Source organism: Picosynechococcus sp. PCC 7002, from assembly GCF_963860125.1.
Classification (GTDB): Bacteria; Cyanobacteriota; Cyanobacteriia; order Cyanobacteriales; family MRBY01; genus MRBY01.
The window spans coordinates 2,732,368-2,747,088 of record NZ_CAWLFA010000001.1; the positions used below are offsets into that span (position 1 = coordinate 2,732,368).

The following is a 14,721-nucleotide window of genomic DNA, read 5'->3' on the forward strand; positions in this document are numbered from 1 at the left end:
TAGCCAACCAGCCCCATTATCCCCTTAGGCGATCGCCAAATTTTCAAAAACCCTAAAACAATCTTTTTCCTAGGGATTGACCTGAAGAATCAAGTCATTGGCCAAGGTGAGATCGAGATCCGTATTGGTTTCTACGACCAACAGATCCACTCGATCAAGACCCAAAAATTGGGGGATCAAGGTGGCGAGGATGCCAGCGCCAGCACCAATTAAGAGTTCCTCTGTGGCGATCGCCCGGTCTCCAGTAATGGCGGCGATCGCGGCGGCGGCCCCCGTACCTAAGGCCGCATTTCTCAACAAATTGCCCACATCAGTGCCCCGACGCACACTCTCCGTATCTGTGATCACCTGGGAGGCCGCGTTGATATTGTACATTTGGCCGTTGGGTAACTCTAGGCGTTGGGCGACAAAGCGCGTCCCATTTCCTGACGGTCGGAACTCCCCTTGAATTTCACTGCCCTGGGGAATCAGCACTATCCCCTGGGTATTGACAATATTGGCATCCACCGTGAGGGTCACCGGTAAAATTTCATCTTGGGTTAAGAGAATTTTGTCAGCGGTGTAACTAATCGGAATAATCGTGCCCGCTGTGATGCGATAGTCCACAGCCACCACATCCTGGGTAACGATATAAGGGGAATTTAGTGCCTGTACCTGACCCTGGGAAAAGAGAGCCTGATAAATAAACGCGGCCACCTCAGCCCGTGTGGCATTGCGCTTGGGATTGAGTTGTTGCAAATTGGCATAGTTCACCACCATTTTTTGTTCTGTCGCGGCGGCAATGGGGCTCCGGGCAAAATCAGCAATATTCGCTGCATCCTGGTAATAGCCGAGGGTGGTATTGATGTTGTTACGGGCTGAATAATTTAAACCATTGGCTAGGGCGACTAAAACCTGCTCCCGGGGAATATTTTGTTCGGGGCGGAAAACCTGACCTGGATATCCCGAAAGAAAGCCCATCTCGTAGGCATTATTAATCGCATTAAAAGCCCAATAGCTGCTGGGGACATCCACAAAATTAATCGCATTGCGGTCTTGGCTCTTGGGGAGGGCTTTCTGCACCATGGCCGCAAATTGAGCACGGGTCACAGGCGCATCGGGCCGAAAAGAACCATCAGGAAAACCGGCAATGATCCCCCGGTTCACCAATTCATTAATAAAGCCTGTGGCCCAATAGTTACTCGGAACATCTGGAAATTGGCTTGTTTGGGCCACCACCGCTGCGGGTTGCAGCAACGATCCCTGGAAGGGTAATGTACTTCCTAGTCCGAGGGATAAGGCTAAAAGAAGAGCGGTGGATTGCTGGGTTCGCTTCATAGAAGGCATATTATTTTTCCTTGCGTTTCAGATTAGGGTGACTGCTTATTTTCAGGTTAGCGTTGTTACCGTCACTTCTCACTTAAAAAATGCTTAAATCAAATTATTTAAGCTAAATTTACTAGGGTTTTAGACGACTTGTTCCCGTAAATGTTCCGCTGATTTTTTCGTTTTCAACTGCTTGGAAATGTTCTGAACAATAATGGGGATTGCTAAATTTATGCAGGGATTATTGAAGACTAGCCCTGCTTAAAAAATGTTTCCAGCTAGTCAAAAGCAACATAAAAAGGCGATCGCCTTTGGATCGCCCGATAGTAATTTTGTGAAAATTTTGATTGTTGTGGGGCTATTTCGGCATGTCGTTGAGATCAAAGATAAAGGGGGCACTGGAGCGTTGATCGCCCATGACGAGCACCTTAGGCATTTGTGCGCCTCCTTCTTTCCAGGCTTCGATGGCTTCTTTTTTGAGTACGAGGTCTCCCCCCTGGGCCTTGAGGGTTTCCGCGAGCAAGCGTTGGGCTTCGGCTTTCCCCTTGGCTCGGTTGATATCTGCCTGGGCCTGCTGTTCGGCTTCTTGGGCGACGTAGATAGCCCGCTGCGCCCGCTGTTCGGCGATTTGTTTTTCTTCGACGGCGCGGGAAAATTCTGCGGAGAAGTTTAAATCAACGACGCTGGTGTCGAGGACAAGGATGCCATATTTTTCGAGGCGGGTTTCGAGGGCGGTATCAAAGTCATCCTTAAGTTCGGTGCGTTTGGTGATCGCTTCTTCGACGGTGCGCTTGGCGGCGGCAACCTTAAAGGATTCTTGGGTTTGGGGGGCAATAATTTTCGAGACGATATTTTGTAGGGTGCCCTGGGTACGTCGAATTTCGACGACTTTCACGGGATCGAGGCGGAAGTTAATGGCGAAACGGGCGGTCAAATCTTGCAAATCCTTGGTCGAGCTTTGGGCTGGGACTTCAAATTTTTGGACGGTCACGTCATAGACATCCACGCTGGCAATCAGAGGTGGTTTGAAATGAATTCCTTCTAGGAGAGCGCCGTCCTGGGCTTTCCCAAGAACGCTCAAGACACCGGCTTGGCCAGGATTAATGATGACAAACGCATTGAGCACGATGAAAAATAACAGGGCGATCGCCACCCCAATCAGTGAAAGGGGAAAATTTTGGTTGGGAGTAATGTTACGCACGCGGTTTTGGTCTCCAAATCAGTTCTAGCGGCTCGGTTTTCCATCCCATTGTAGTGAAGACGACCGGGAGGCAAGGGGCAAAACCCAAAGGCGATCGCCCCAAGGAAATGTAACAATTCGTTAAGCTAAAAGCACTGACCCCAATCATTCCGTCTGAAATTTCCTTTTCTAATCTATGGTTGCAACGCCCCTCCCTGAACCCACTGCCGACACGACGCCTGCCTTCGATTGGCATGAGGCTTGGTATCCGATCCATTTCGTGCAGGATCTCGACAAAACCAAACCCACCCGCTTCGTGCTGCTGGGGGAACCCCTCGTGATTTGGTGGCAGCCCAAAACCCAGCAATGGCAAGTCTTTAGCGATGTCTGTCCCCACCGCCTCGCGCCCCTATCCGAAGGTCGCATTGTCGATGGCTGTTTAGAATGCCCTTACCACGGTTGGCAATTTGCGGAGACGGGCGCCTGTACCAAAATTCCTTTCCAAGCCCCAGACGGTGAGGCCCACCACAGTCCCAGAGCCCAGGTAAAAACCTATGCCAGTTGCGTTAAACAAGGGTTGCTGTTTGTCTATGGGGGCGATCGCCACGAGGCAGCCCAAACGCCAATCCCGACGGTGCCCCAGTTAGACCAACATCCAGGGGAATGGGTGATGGCCGATGTGTTTCGCGATATTCCCTACGACGCCACAACCCTCTTAGAAAATGTCCTAGATACGAGTCATGTGGCCTTTACCCACCACCCCCGGGTCGGTAACCGCAAAAATGCCAAGGAATTTATCCTCGATGTTTCTGAAGTAGAAAAAACAGGCTTCACGGGCAATTGGGAAGAAGGCCCCCGGCGTGGCACCCTCGGCTCCCAGAAAACAACCTTTTTTGCGCCGGCTGCCATGTGGCACGACATTCCCGAAAGTCCCTTTGGCCAGGTGATGACCGTTGTCTACGCGACCCCCACCGAAAAAGGACGCTGCCGGGCGATTGTGCGACTCCCCTTCCGTTTTAAAGCAGCCATACCCCGACTCGCGTTTAAATTTACTCCCCGATGGTTTTCCCATCTCAATCAAATGGGCATCCTTGAAGATGATCAAATCTTTTTGCATCTCCAGGAACGGGAATTAGCAAAATCGACCCAAAACTATGCCAAAACCTGTTATTTACCGACCAGTTCAGATTTGTTTGTGTTGGCCTATCGTCAATGGGTAGAACGGTATGGCGAACCTTTCCCAGACGAAGATTTTTCGCCCGCAGAACCACAACAAAGCCAATTGTTAGAGCGTTACCATTCCCACACCAAAAATTGCGCCAGTTGTACCCAGGCTCTTCATCGGATTCAGAAAGGGAAAAAAGGCGTCATTGGTTTGGGATTTCTCCTGTGGTTGGGTTTGCCCTTCGCGATTTTTTCTGGTTTGCCCACTTGGAGCCTTGGGGCGATCGCCACGGTGATCATTGTCTTAGCGGGACTCTGGTGGCAACTCCATCGCCTAGAACGTCGATTTTTTGAAGGAGAATATCCCCCAACGCGAAACTATCAGGATTGATCAATACTTTTTTTAGGGAAAAATTTCTTGTAATCAGCCAGAAAACCTAGGTCACCTCCCCAAGAGCTGCCTATAATTCAGCTAGAGTCGGCTATTCCGAGAAAATCTGCATTAGTTCTTGGCCTCAGCAACTATCTCTATCTAACGGACTTGTTTGCCCAAGACCCAACTGAAATTTATTTCGCGCACTACTTTTCCCTATCTTTTCCCTCTAAAAATCCCCATGAAATCCACCTTACGGCCCCTGCTCTCTTGTTTACCCGTCCTCCTCGGCTTTTGGGTTGAGGGGGCGATCGCCAATCCCCGCCCCACGGTTCCCACCACAACCCCTAGCGCCTACCCTGTGCTAGTGAGTCAAGTTCCAGTGGGACGACAGGTTGCCACCCAAAAAACAACCTACGCCCCCAGCGAACCGATTATGGTGAACTACGCCAATCTACCGGGCAATTCTGGAGATTGGATTACCATCGTTCCGGCCAATGCCCCAGACAATAGCTACGAAGAATGGTTTTATACCGATGGTCAGCGCTCTGGCTCCCGTCAATTCAAAGGTCTTGCTGCTGGCAGCTACGAAGTGCGGGTTTACCACAACTGGCCCAATGGCGGTTATGTCGTCCAGGATCGCTACCGTTTCACTGTCGGGACGCAAACGGTAACACCAATTAACAACCGTCATATCTCGACAAATAAGACTGTCTACCAAGCCAATGAACCGATTATGGTGAACTATGCTAATCTCCCTGGTAATCGCCAGGATTGGATCACCATTGTTGCGGCCAATGCCCCTGATGATAGCTACGGTGAATGGTTTTATACCCAAGGACAACGCTCTGGCTCCCGCCAATTCAGAGGTCTCGCCCCCGGCAACTATGAAGTACGGGTCTATTACAACTGGTCTGCGGGTGGTTATGTCGTCCAAGATCGTTATGCCTTTACAGTGCGCTAACCAGCTATCAATCTAGGCCAAATTTAATTGATTCTTGTCTTCCAATGCTTAAGCTCCCCGATAGAAATATTCACCAAGCTTAAGCAGCGGAAGATTTTTTTAATCCTTGCTTATGAAGACGGCATCGAACAAATAAAATCGGCTTGGGTCTACACTCAGGCTAAACTTGCTTGTCTAGGATGGGCAAATTCGTTTTCCAACACTCAAGTCTGACATATCAACGCAGGATCATCTTCTAAAAGAGTACCGTAGACCTGCTGGATTAAACTGCGGGCGTGGTTATTCTGAGCATCTACAGAGCTATTAAATAGAGCAGAAATAATCACTTGATTACAAGGGAAATACACATAAAATGAACGATAGCCCAGTGTTTCGCCTTGATAAAACCAATAATTGCCCCAACGTTCGTCGTAACCCTGGATAATCCCCAAACCAAAACCATAGGGATCTGTCGCTGTTGTTTGGGCGATCGCCTCTCCTGTCTGTAAAGAAACGATTTGCTGCATTTCTTCTTTTTCTTCAGCGGACAGCAAATTGTCTTCAATGAATAATGTTCGTACCCAGTGGATAATGTCTTCTGTATTTGAAACTAAGGCCCCCGCCGCCCCTGCCCAAGACAGATTGTTACGGCTAACATCTTTTCCCACAAGTTCTGGGTTGGTATAAGGATTGAAATTGTAACCTTCGACGAGACGTTGCTGAACAGCGGCACTAGGATTAGGCACAGGATAAAATGTGTTTTCCAATTCGTAGGGTTGCAAAAGCTGCTCTGTAATCAGATTGGCAAAGGATTTTTCGGTAACTGTTTCCAAAAGTAGGGCACTTAATAAATATCCTGTGTTGTTGTAGTCATACCCGCTTCTGAGGGGCGGTTTAGCAGAAGAATGTTGCGGATAAACAAAGTCAATCAAACTGCGTTTTTCCCAAAATTGCTCTAGGTCTTGCGACAACAAATAATTAACAGTGGGACTATCTGTATAATTTGGCAAGCCAGATGTCATATTCAAAAGCTGCGTGGTTATAATGCCAGACCAGTGGGAATATTCGGGTAAATATTGGGTAAAGTCAGCATTTAGATCAAGGGCTTGGTTACGGTCATTTTGAAGCAGTAAAGCCGCCGTAAAAGATTTCGTAATGCTGCCGATGTGAAAGAGGCTTTCGGCTGTAATGGGCGCACTGTTGGGGTCATGACTTTCCCGACCGATGACGTAGGTTTGGGTTGGGGCTTCGTTAACTTTAACGGATAATTGAATCCCAGAAAAATTTTCTCGTGTTTGGTATTGGGTGTAGTGTTCTGCTAAATATTGATTAATTTTTTGATCTGGTAGCGCTTTAGCAATGATTGGAAAGGTCATGGAAGTAGTAATTCCCAAGAAGGCTAAAGCCAGCATTTTAAGCATGATAAATATTTAATTCTATTTGACACCGCATTCATTATGGAATGAATATTCAGAGGCGAGTCTAGTGGTTTAAAAATATTGATGTGAGGCTTTATTGAGGATTTTGATTTGTTTTTTGGAACGATTTTTTCAAGGTGAGAGAATTCGTCACAACTAATACAGAACTCATGGCCATTAAGCCTGCGGCCACAGCGGGACTGAGGGTGAAGTTAAATTGCGGCAAGAGAATCCCTGCGGCGAGGGGAATTGCGATGAGGTTATAGCCAAAGGCCCAGATCAAATTCTGGTAGATCACTTTGACGGTCGCTTGGCTCAGATGAAGGGTTTGCTCAAAATCCATCAGGCGATCGCCCATGAGGATAATGTCGGCGGTGGCGAGGGCAACATCAGTACTCCCCTGGAGGGAAATGCCAATATCGGCGGTGGCGAGGGCTGGCGCGTCGTTAATGCCATCACCGATCATCGCGACTACTTTTTGTTGAGCCTGGAGGGTGCGGAGTGTGGCGGCTTTTTCGATGGGGGAAAGGGCACCTTGATAATGATCAAGCTGGAGAGTTTGAGCGAGATTTTTGACGACGGGCGCTTGATCGCCACTGAGGAGGATTACTTCTAGATTTCTGGCGCGTAGATTTTCGATCAAGGCGGCGGCATCGGGACGAATTGGATCGGCGATCGCCAATAAACCAGCCACCTGGTGATCGATGGCAATAAAAATGGTGGTTTTGCCCGTGGCTGACCAGGTTTCGAGATGGTGATGGCAGGCTTCCGGGATTGTAATTTGGGCGGTCTCAAGCCAGGCTTGGTTGCCAATATGTACCGACTGGCCATTCACTTGACCGACAATGCCTTTACCCAAAGCGGTTTCAACCTGATCAGGGGCAAAGAGTTCTTGGTTTTGCTGTTGGGCGATCGCCACAAAGGCTTGGCCATAGGGATGGGTGCTGCGCTGTTCCAGGCTCGCGGCCCATTGCAGCAGGGAATCTTGCGACCAAGGGGCAAAGCTAACCCACTCGACAATCTGCGGTTTGCCCTGGGTGAGGGTGCCTGTTTTATCAAAAACAACGGTGGTCAGTTGATTGAGGCGTTCGAGGATATCCCCCCCTTTGATTAAAATGCCCTGCTCAGCCCCAAGACTTGTCCCCACCAGGAGAGCCGTGGGCGTCGCTAACCCCAAGGCACAGGGACAGGCCACCACCAAAACGGCGATCGCCAATTTCAGGCTTAATATTTCTGGGTTCGTCGCCCCTGGATCTAACCAGAGTTGGCTACCGATCAGCTCCCAAAATAAAAAGACCAACACCGCCAAAGCCATCACCCCATAGGCAAAATATCCCGCAATGGTATCTGCCATTTTTTGCACGGGAGCCTTGCGGGTCTGGGCCGCCTCTACGGTGCGAATAATCTGGGCGAGCATCGTATTTTGGGCCGTTTGGGTGGCTTGCACAATGATCACCCCCAGTTGATTGAGGGTGCCGGCCTTCACCGATGCGCCGACCGTTTTTTCCTGGGGCAGCGCTTCCCCCGTCAACATCGATTCATCCACAGTGGTTTCACCGCGAATAATCGCTCCATCCACGGGAATTTTTTCGCCGGGTAAAATGCGCACCCATTCGCCAATCTGTACCTGGGCCACGGGAATTGTAATTTCTTCGGTTTCGCCCTTTTGTTCTCGACCCATCAGGCGCGCCCCCTGGGGTTGCAGAGCGAGGAGGGATTCGAGGGCGGCGATCGCCTTGAGTCTGGCATTACCTTCGAGGGTGCGGCCAAGGAAGATAAAACCCAGTAACATCACCGGTTCATCAAAGAAACATTCCCAACCCAACTGGGGCATCAGCCAAGCCACACAGCTTGTCAGGTAGGCGCTCAATGTTCCGAGACCCACCAGAGTATTCATATTGGCATGGCCTTTAATCAGCCCTGTCCAGCCGTCCCGCAAAATCGGCAACCCCGGAATAAATAAGGCCAAGGTGGCGATCGCCCAATGGACACCCATCAAATGAAGCAGAGGAATTTTCAGGCCCGTCAGATGATGCAAATGGCCCAGGCTCGACGCGAGGAGCAAGACAATCGCCGCCCCCAAACGCCAATATTGTTCCCGCTGGGATTGGGCGCGTTTTTCTTGGTATTGGTTAAAGGTTTCGACTTCTGTGGTTCGGGGTTCGCTAGGAAAGCCCGCTTGGGATAAACGGTTGGCGATCGCCTCTGGTTGAATTTTTTCTGGTTCATAGGTGACCACCGCCACCTCCGTAATCAGATTCACCACCGCCGAAAGCACCCCAGACTGCTGCGTTAACTGGCGTTCTACGGCCTTGACACAACCCGCACAACGCATCCCCTGAACATCAAAGGTCGTCGTGGTTTGTGGCGCAAGGCGCGATTCGGGAGAAAGAGAACGGGAAGTCATACCAAAGGCCCCAACTGCAACAGGCTGTCCCCTGAGTATGCCAAAAATTTTTCGTCCCAGGGCTGATTATTACCGTTGTTTGCAGCATAGGGTCGCCATAATCGCTTGAAACTGTTCAGAATGGGGTTTTTGTTTGTAAAGTCTCAGGTGCGGCATTAATCTTTGTCGCTGATTCGCCGGAAAATCCGGGGCAAAATAGTCTGCTAAAGCACTCCCCCACAGCAGTCCCTGGAGCGCACTGGTTAGGTTTTGGGGGCGGCGGTTCAGGCTAGCACCACTAAAATCTAAGAGCACGGGCTGGCATTGAGCGTTAACAATCACATCCTGGGTCAAACGCCCCATGTCCCCGCGATCTAACCCCACCTGATCGAGGGCAAAGGCTTGGGAGAGGATATTTTGCATCACCGTCCGCCTCAAGGTTTGATGTACTTGACCTTGATGGGCCTGCAACCAAGCCAGGAGCGATCGCCCTGCCACAAATTCCATTAAACAAAAATCTGCTGATCCTTTGAGCAAACGGGGGCCAATGCCGATCTGATTGGCCTTTGCTAAACAGTCAATTTCCGGCAATAGGCTGTCGTGGTTACTATCCAAACGGCGAATTTTCAGGGCACGGGGCTGCCCCCGCCAAAGCACCATGACCACAACCCCCACGTAACCCAACCCCAGAATCGGTAAAGTACCGAGGTTTTTTGGCCCCACTGCAACCATCGCCTCAATGCCCCACTGTTTCAAATGCGATCGCCGCCGCTCGATCTCCGGTGTTGTCGCCTGGGGATAACCCAAAATCTCCGGGGGCAGTGGCAGCAAAGAACCAGTCAAGACCATTCCAAAAAATTTCCTATAGCAGAAGGGAACCAATGTGGGAGAATATAGCCCTATCCCTTGCCCCCAGGAGTCGAGATTATGCAAGAAGCCGTGGGAGTTATTGAAACCCTAGGTTTTCCCGCCGTCCTTGCCGCCGCTGATGCCATGGTCAAAGCGGGCCGTGTCACCATTGTGTTTTTTGACAAAGCCGAACGAGGTAATTTTATCGTTGTCATTCGGGGTCGTACCTCAGAAGTGCGCCCTGCCATGGAAGCCGGTCTACGGGCCGCCGAGGAAACTGTCGGTGGTCAAGTGATGAGCCATTACACCGTGCCCAATCCCCCCGATAATGTCGTCGGGATTTTACCCCTGGAATATACCCAGGCCTCCCTCAAATTTCGCTCCTAGTGCAGCGAAGATCTTGGTGTTTTGCCCAGTTTAGAGAATAATATGTGCTTGGGTGAAGAACCAAATATGAATAAGTTTTACTAATCACAAAGATAAAGGAGACCCCCTATGCCCGCTCAAGCTGCGGTTGGATCACTTGAAACAAAAGGCTTTCCCGGAGTACTTGCCGCTGCCGATGCGATGGTTAAAGCCGGTCGTGTAACCCTGGTGGGTTACATTCGGGTTGGTAGTGCCCGCTTCAATATCAACATTCGTGGCGACGTTTCGGAAGTCAAAACGGCAATGGCTGCGGGTATTGAAGCCGTTGAGAAAGCCCATGGTGGCGTTTTAGAATCCTGGGTGATTATTCCCCGTCCCCATCCCAACGTCTGTGCGGTACTGCCCATCGACTACAGCGAAGATGTAGAACCCTACCGGGCCGCCGTAGAAGGAACCCGCGTTTAAATTAACCTTCTCAAAACCGCAGATTCATCACAGAAAAGCCTATTTCGATGGGCTTTTTTCGTTGTTGGGTCGGGCGACGGGTGATGTTAAATAGAACCATAGGACTGGATAAATTTGGAGGGAATCATGGCAACTCAGCTAATTGACTTGGCGCAACAAACGCGGGCAGCAGCCCAAAAACTAGGCACCTTAAGCCTGGCCCAGCGCAATGATGCTTTGGCAAAAGTGGCCCAGGCCCTCGCGGCCAATCAGGCGAAAATCGTCGCGGCAAACCAGGCAGACTGTGAAGCGGCCCAGCGAGATGGGATTGCGCCAGCCCTCTATGCCCGTCTGAAATTGGGAGAGAGCAAATTACAAGGGGCGATCGCCGGTATCCATGACGTGATTAATCTCCCCGATCCCGTCGGCCATCTCCAGCTACACCGAGAATTAGATCAAGATTTAGTGCTGAAGCGGGTCACTTGTCCCCTGGGGGTTTTAGGGATTATTTTTGAAGCTCGCCCGGAAGCTCTGATCCAAATCACCAGCCTCGCAATTAAATCGGGTAATGGTGTGATTCTCAAAGGGGGCAAAGAAGCGATCCAATCCTGCACTGTGTTGACAGAAATTATCCAAACCGCCCTCCAGGACACGGCTGTTTCCCCCCAGGCTGTCACCCTCCTGACCACCCGCGAAGAAATTAAAACCCTCCTGTCCCTCGATCAGTATGTGGATTTGATCATCCCGCGCGGTTCCAATGCCTTTGTGCAATATGTGCAGCAAAATACGACTATCCCCGTGCTGGGCCACGCCGATGGCGTTTGTCACCTATATGTTGATGTGGCGGCAGATTTAAGCAAAACCATTCCGATTGTCGTCGATGCGAAAACCCAGTATCCGGCGGCTTGTAATGCGGTGGAAACGCTGTTAATTCACGAAAAAATTGCCCCAGAATTTTTACCCCAGATTGCCGCAGCTTTAACGGCGAAACAGGTCACTTTACGCGGCGATGCGGCAACCCAAAAGATTATGCCTGTCCAGCCTGCGACGGCAGAAGATTGGCGCACAGAATATAGCGATTTAGTCCTGGCAATTAAAATTGTGCCCGATGTCGAAGCGGCGATCGCCCACATCAATACCTACGGCTCCAAGCACACCGACGGGATTATCACAGAAGATGCGGCCACGGCCCAGATTTTCCTCAATGAAGTGAAAGCAGCGGGCGTTTACCATAATTGCTCGACCCGGTTTGCCGATGGTTTCCGCTACGGCTTTGGTGCAGAAGTAGGCATCAGCACCCAAACTCTGCCACCCCGTGGCCCCGTGGGTTTAGAAGGACTTGTGACCTACAAATATCATCTCGTTGGCAATGGTCAAATCGCCGCGACCTATAGTGGCCCCGATGCCAAGCCTTTTACCCACCGAGATCTCTAGCGATTATGGCGATCGCCGGATAGATGAAATTCCAATTTGCCCCTAGCTTTGGGGCATTTTTTTTGTGATCAGTGGGATTAATTGACTTTATAAGCAACTTCTTGATTTTTTGTGAAGCATCAGTGGTCATTGTCAATTTAATAGTGATTTAAGAATATAAAATATTTCTTTAGATATAGATCATAGATCGTTTTGTAAAAACAACTTCATCAAAACTGATTGCAATTATTTTTACTCTAAATTTATTTGAATTTGTTTTGTTTTTTGTTGCGGCACTGATCGTATCTTTGAATCCTTTAAATTCATGCTTTAAAATCCATATTAAATATGTGAAATACTTTCGTCGAAAATAAAGAATCGTTTGCTTAAAGCTTTTATAAAGGATTGTTGTCGAGAATTCCAAGTAAATTTTAAAGACGAAATTCGTTGTTGGGATTTGTCAAATTTGAAGCAAACACACACAATTCTTTTATTGCTTAATTTTCAAAAAAAAACGAATTGCAAAAGAAAATTTTAATGTATTAAATCCAAGTAAGCAATGACTTTTTGATTGATTTCAAAATCTGATTCTACGCCATTAAATTTATTGGAGGTCTGTTGAAATACATGAAAAATTATTTAAGGCTGACTTTTCTCAAACTAATAACCTTAGGATTGTGCTGTATTTCTCCTATGCAGTCTAGTCTTGCCCACAGTCCGACTAATTTGCAAAATGACCCGGCCTCTGCCAAAACATCTGGGCTTGAATTTCTCGTCGGCGAGTCAGATCTAATCATTTTCGGCGAAGTTATTGACATTCAATATCGCAACTCCCAACCCACACGGGAACAACCCCAAGGATTACCCCATACTTTTGTAACTTACAAAATTCGTGAAACCTTACGGGGCAGAACGCCAGGGGAAACGATTACCTTGCGAGTGCCCGGTGGCGCCGATGGCAGTGGTGGCATCTACATGGAGACGACTGCACCGATATTTGCTCGCAACCAGGCAGATATTTTATTTCTAACCGGAGACGCCGTAATGGGATGTCCCTTGGTAAATTGCGTTGATGGCCGCTTTAGGGTCGTAGACAATCGTGTGTTTAATGGTTGGGGAATTCCCGTAGTTGAAGCGACAGAAAGACTAAGGATTGGGGGGAAACCCCGTTTTGATCTCAATGTGATCGAATTACCAAGGCCTTCTTTTGAGCTGTTATTGAAACAACCAGAAACCCAAAGAATTATTCAGCAAGAAAGCCAGAGAACGGGTCAAAGCATTGCCGAGCTACAACGACGCTACGAAACAGAAGCACCTGCTGCTTATCGGGTGGGTTATGGTTTTCAGGCGGCAGTGACAGCTGGTGATAATTTCGATTCTCCTGAAGCAGTTCCCATAGAAACCTTTGGACCGCCCCTCAGTTTGTCTGCGTTTTTTGAAGCTGTACGCCAGTGGAACAACCGGGTACAACCCCCCCAGTCTTCAATCCCATCGGCTGATCCGAACAAACCATTCAATGTGGCGGATCCAAGGTTAGAAGAAGTCAGAGCTGTCACAGTTCCGGATCAGATTACCGAAGAAGAAAAGAATGATGTTCAGGCCCAGGAAGGAGAAGGACAAATTCGTGATCTTTCGCCTAATTTGAGAGACCTTTCACCGCAACCCATTTCACCTGAGCTAAGACCCGACTTAAGACGGATAAACCCCTAATTTAACCAGAATCACAACCAATTATTACAGGGACTTTTGCTATGAAGTTCAACTTGTTTAATCCCTATCTACTTGCGGCCTCAGCCATTATCTCTGCTTGTTTTATCCTGCCAAAACCCACCCAGGCAGCTTCCTGGCTAGAGTGTAATGGTGATAGCGGTAAGAAATTACGGTGGAGTGGCAATTCGACAACAGCCCGTATCAATACCATTAGTTTTCCGCCCGGTAGTTTACTGCAATCGGTGGAGCGGGGCATTAACGCGACCAATACCAACCCCTCTCCCTTTGTGATCAACACAACGACGGAAACAGGGGGGGTTGGTAGCGGCAATGGCCAAAATGAGATTTACGCAAATAGTATTTCACCGCCTGGGGTTGCCCAGATGCGGTACCACTGCTACTGGTTATTTGGTTGGCACTATGGTTTAGATGAAGTGGATATTGTCCTTGATTCATCGGGCCGTTCTTGGACGACTTCCCAGAGTAAGAGCTCTAATACGGTCTATACAGGGTCTCGTTTACCGATCGACGCAGTGATTAACCACGAAGCTGGGCATTACCTTGGCTTGATGCACGTCAACTGGGAATACAACGTAATGGGGGACTCTTGGCGACATCACCATACCAATGGTTCTACGGCACGCACTTATTTTGGGGAAGATGCTTCCCATGGTTCCCGTGTACTTTATGGCAGTCAAAATTCTACATTTAATGATGTTTCTGCGTCCCACTGGCGCAGAACGGGTGCGAGTGGTGAGTATTCAAGTCATGGGAGGGTACGGATTCGCAATGCGGCGAATACAGCTACCTTAAGTGGGATTACGATTGCGGGGGAGCCGGGCTATCGCGTCAACCGTGGCAGTACAGTTCGTCCTGAATTTACGATTGAGAATAATGGTAAGCAGACCCATAATAATGTTTCCTATGGGATCTACATTTCAAGCAATGACTATATCAGTTATAGTGATACCCGCATTGGCGGTGGGTTATTTGGGTCGATCCATCCGGCGGACGTTTATACGACGACAATTCCAGTTACGATTCCGAATAATCTGAATCCTGGTCAAAATTACTGGCTTGGGATCATTGTGGATGAGAACAACACCATCTCTGAGGTCAGTGGTTCTAATAACCGAGCTTACATTCCAATTCGCGTGGACTAAACAAGCG

General features: G+C 49.1%; 12 protein-coding genes. 7 read left to right on the plus strand and 5 right to left on the minus strand.

Annotated features, from left to right (window positions below; translation table 11 throughout):
- Nucleotides 1-69: 69 nt before the first annotated feature.
- Nucleotides 70-1,317, minus strand: a complete 1,248-nt coding sequence (locus AACQ84_RS13115; protein WP_198158664.1) for an S-layer homology domain-containing protein — start codon at nucleotides 1,315-1,317, stop codon at nucleotides 70-72.
- 346 nt (nucleotides 1,318-1,663) lie between these two features.
- Nucleotides 1,664-2,506, minus strand: coding sequence for a prohibitin family protein (locus AACQ84_RS13120; RefSeq protein ID WP_012308201.1), 843 nt, complete (start codon nucleotides 2,504-2,506; stop codon nucleotides 1,664-1,666).
- 175 nt (nucleotides 2,507-2,681) lie between these two features.
- Between AACQ84_RS13120 and AACQ84_RS13125 the strand changes: the two genes are divergently transcribed.
- Both AACQ84_RS13125 and AACQ84_RS13130 read left to right on the plus strand, forming a co-directional pair.
- Entirely contained in the window at nucleotides 2,682-4,040 is a 1,359-nt protein-coding gene (locus AACQ84_RS13125) for an aromatic ring-hydroxylating dioxygenase subunit alpha (RefSeq protein ID WP_012308202.1), read from the plus strand.
- A gap of 223 nt (nucleotides 4,041-4,263) precedes the next feature.
- Complete coding sequence (locus AACQ84_RS13130) at nucleotides 4,264-4,986, plus strand: hypothetical protein (RefSeq protein ID WP_041443649.1); 723 nt, start codon at nucleotides 4,264-4,266, stop codon at nucleotides 4,984-4,986.
- A 203-nt stretch (nucleotides 4,987-5,189) separates the two neighbouring features.
- Here AACQ84_RS13130 and AACQ84_RS13135 read toward each other — a convergent pair whose 3' ends face one another.
- The 3 genes from AACQ84_RS13135 to AACQ84_RS13145 all read right to left on the minus strand — a co-directional run bounded on the left by AACQ84_RS13135 (nucleotide 5,190) and on the right by AACQ84_RS13145 (nucleotide 9,618).
- A complete protein-coding gene (locus tag AACQ84_RS13135) occupies nucleotides 5,190-6,341 on the minus strand; it encodes a serine hydrolase domain-containing protein (protein ID WP_012308204.1) in 1,152 nt (383 codons plus the stop codon).
- Between the two features lie 136 nt (nucleotides 6,342-6,477).
- A complete protein-coding gene (locus AACQ84_RS13140; RefSeq protein WP_012308205.1) occupies nucleotides 6,478-8,790 on the minus strand; it encodes a heavy metal translocating P-type ATPase in 2,313 nt (770 codons plus the stop codon).
- 69 nt (nucleotides 8,791-8,859) lie between these two features.
- Nucleotides 8,860-9,618, minus strand: a complete 759-nt coding sequence (locus AACQ84_RS13145) for a serine/threonine protein kinase (protein WP_012308206.1) — start codon at nucleotides 9,616-9,618, stop codon at nucleotides 8,860-8,862.
- Nucleotides 9,619-9,696: 78 nt separating this feature from the next.
- On the opposite strand from AACQ84_RS13145, the gene AACQ84_RS13150 reads away from it, so the two are divergent.
- The 5 genes from AACQ84_RS13150 to AACQ84_RS13170 all read left to right on the plus strand — a co-directional run bounded on the left by AACQ84_RS13150 (nucleotide 9,697) and on the right by AACQ84_RS13170 (nucleotide 14,714).
- Complete coding sequence (locus AACQ84_RS13150; protein ID WP_012308207.1) at nucleotides 9,697-10,005, plus strand: carbon dioxide-concentrating mechanism protein CcmK; 309 nt, start codon at nucleotides 9,697-9,699, stop codon at nucleotides 10,003-10,005.
- Nucleotides 10,006-10,113: 108 nt separating this feature from the next.
- Nucleotides 10,114-10,449: a carbon dioxide-concentrating mechanism protein CcmK gene (locus AACQ84_RS13155; protein WP_012308208.1), complete on the plus strand. Its 336-nt coding sequence runs from the start codon at nucleotides 10,114-10,116 to the stop codon at nucleotides 10,447-10,449.
- A gap of 126 nt (nucleotides 10,450-10,575) precedes the next feature.
- A complete protein-coding gene (gene proA, locus AACQ84_RS13160) occupies nucleotides 10,576-11,862 on the plus strand; it encodes a glutamate-5-semialdehyde dehydrogenase (RefSeq protein WP_012308209.1) in 1,287 nt (428 codons plus the stop codon).
- Nucleotides 11,863-12,534: 672 nt separating this feature from the next.
- Nucleotides 12,535-13,551 (plus strand): hypothetical protein, encoded by a 1,017-nt coding sequence (locus AACQ84_RS13165; protein ID WP_041443650.1) that lies wholly within the window; start codon nucleotides 12,535-12,537, stop codon nucleotides 13,549-13,551.
- Nucleotides 13,552-13,592: 41 nt separating this feature from the next.
- The gene (locus AACQ84_RS13170) at nucleotides 13,593-14,714 is read left to right on the plus strand and encodes a CARDB domain-containing protein (protein ID WP_012308211.1); all 1,122 of its coding nucleotides are present in this window, start codon (nucleotides 13,593-13,595) and stop codon (nucleotides 14,712-14,714) included.
- Nucleotides 14,715-14,721: the final 7 nt, after the last annotated feature.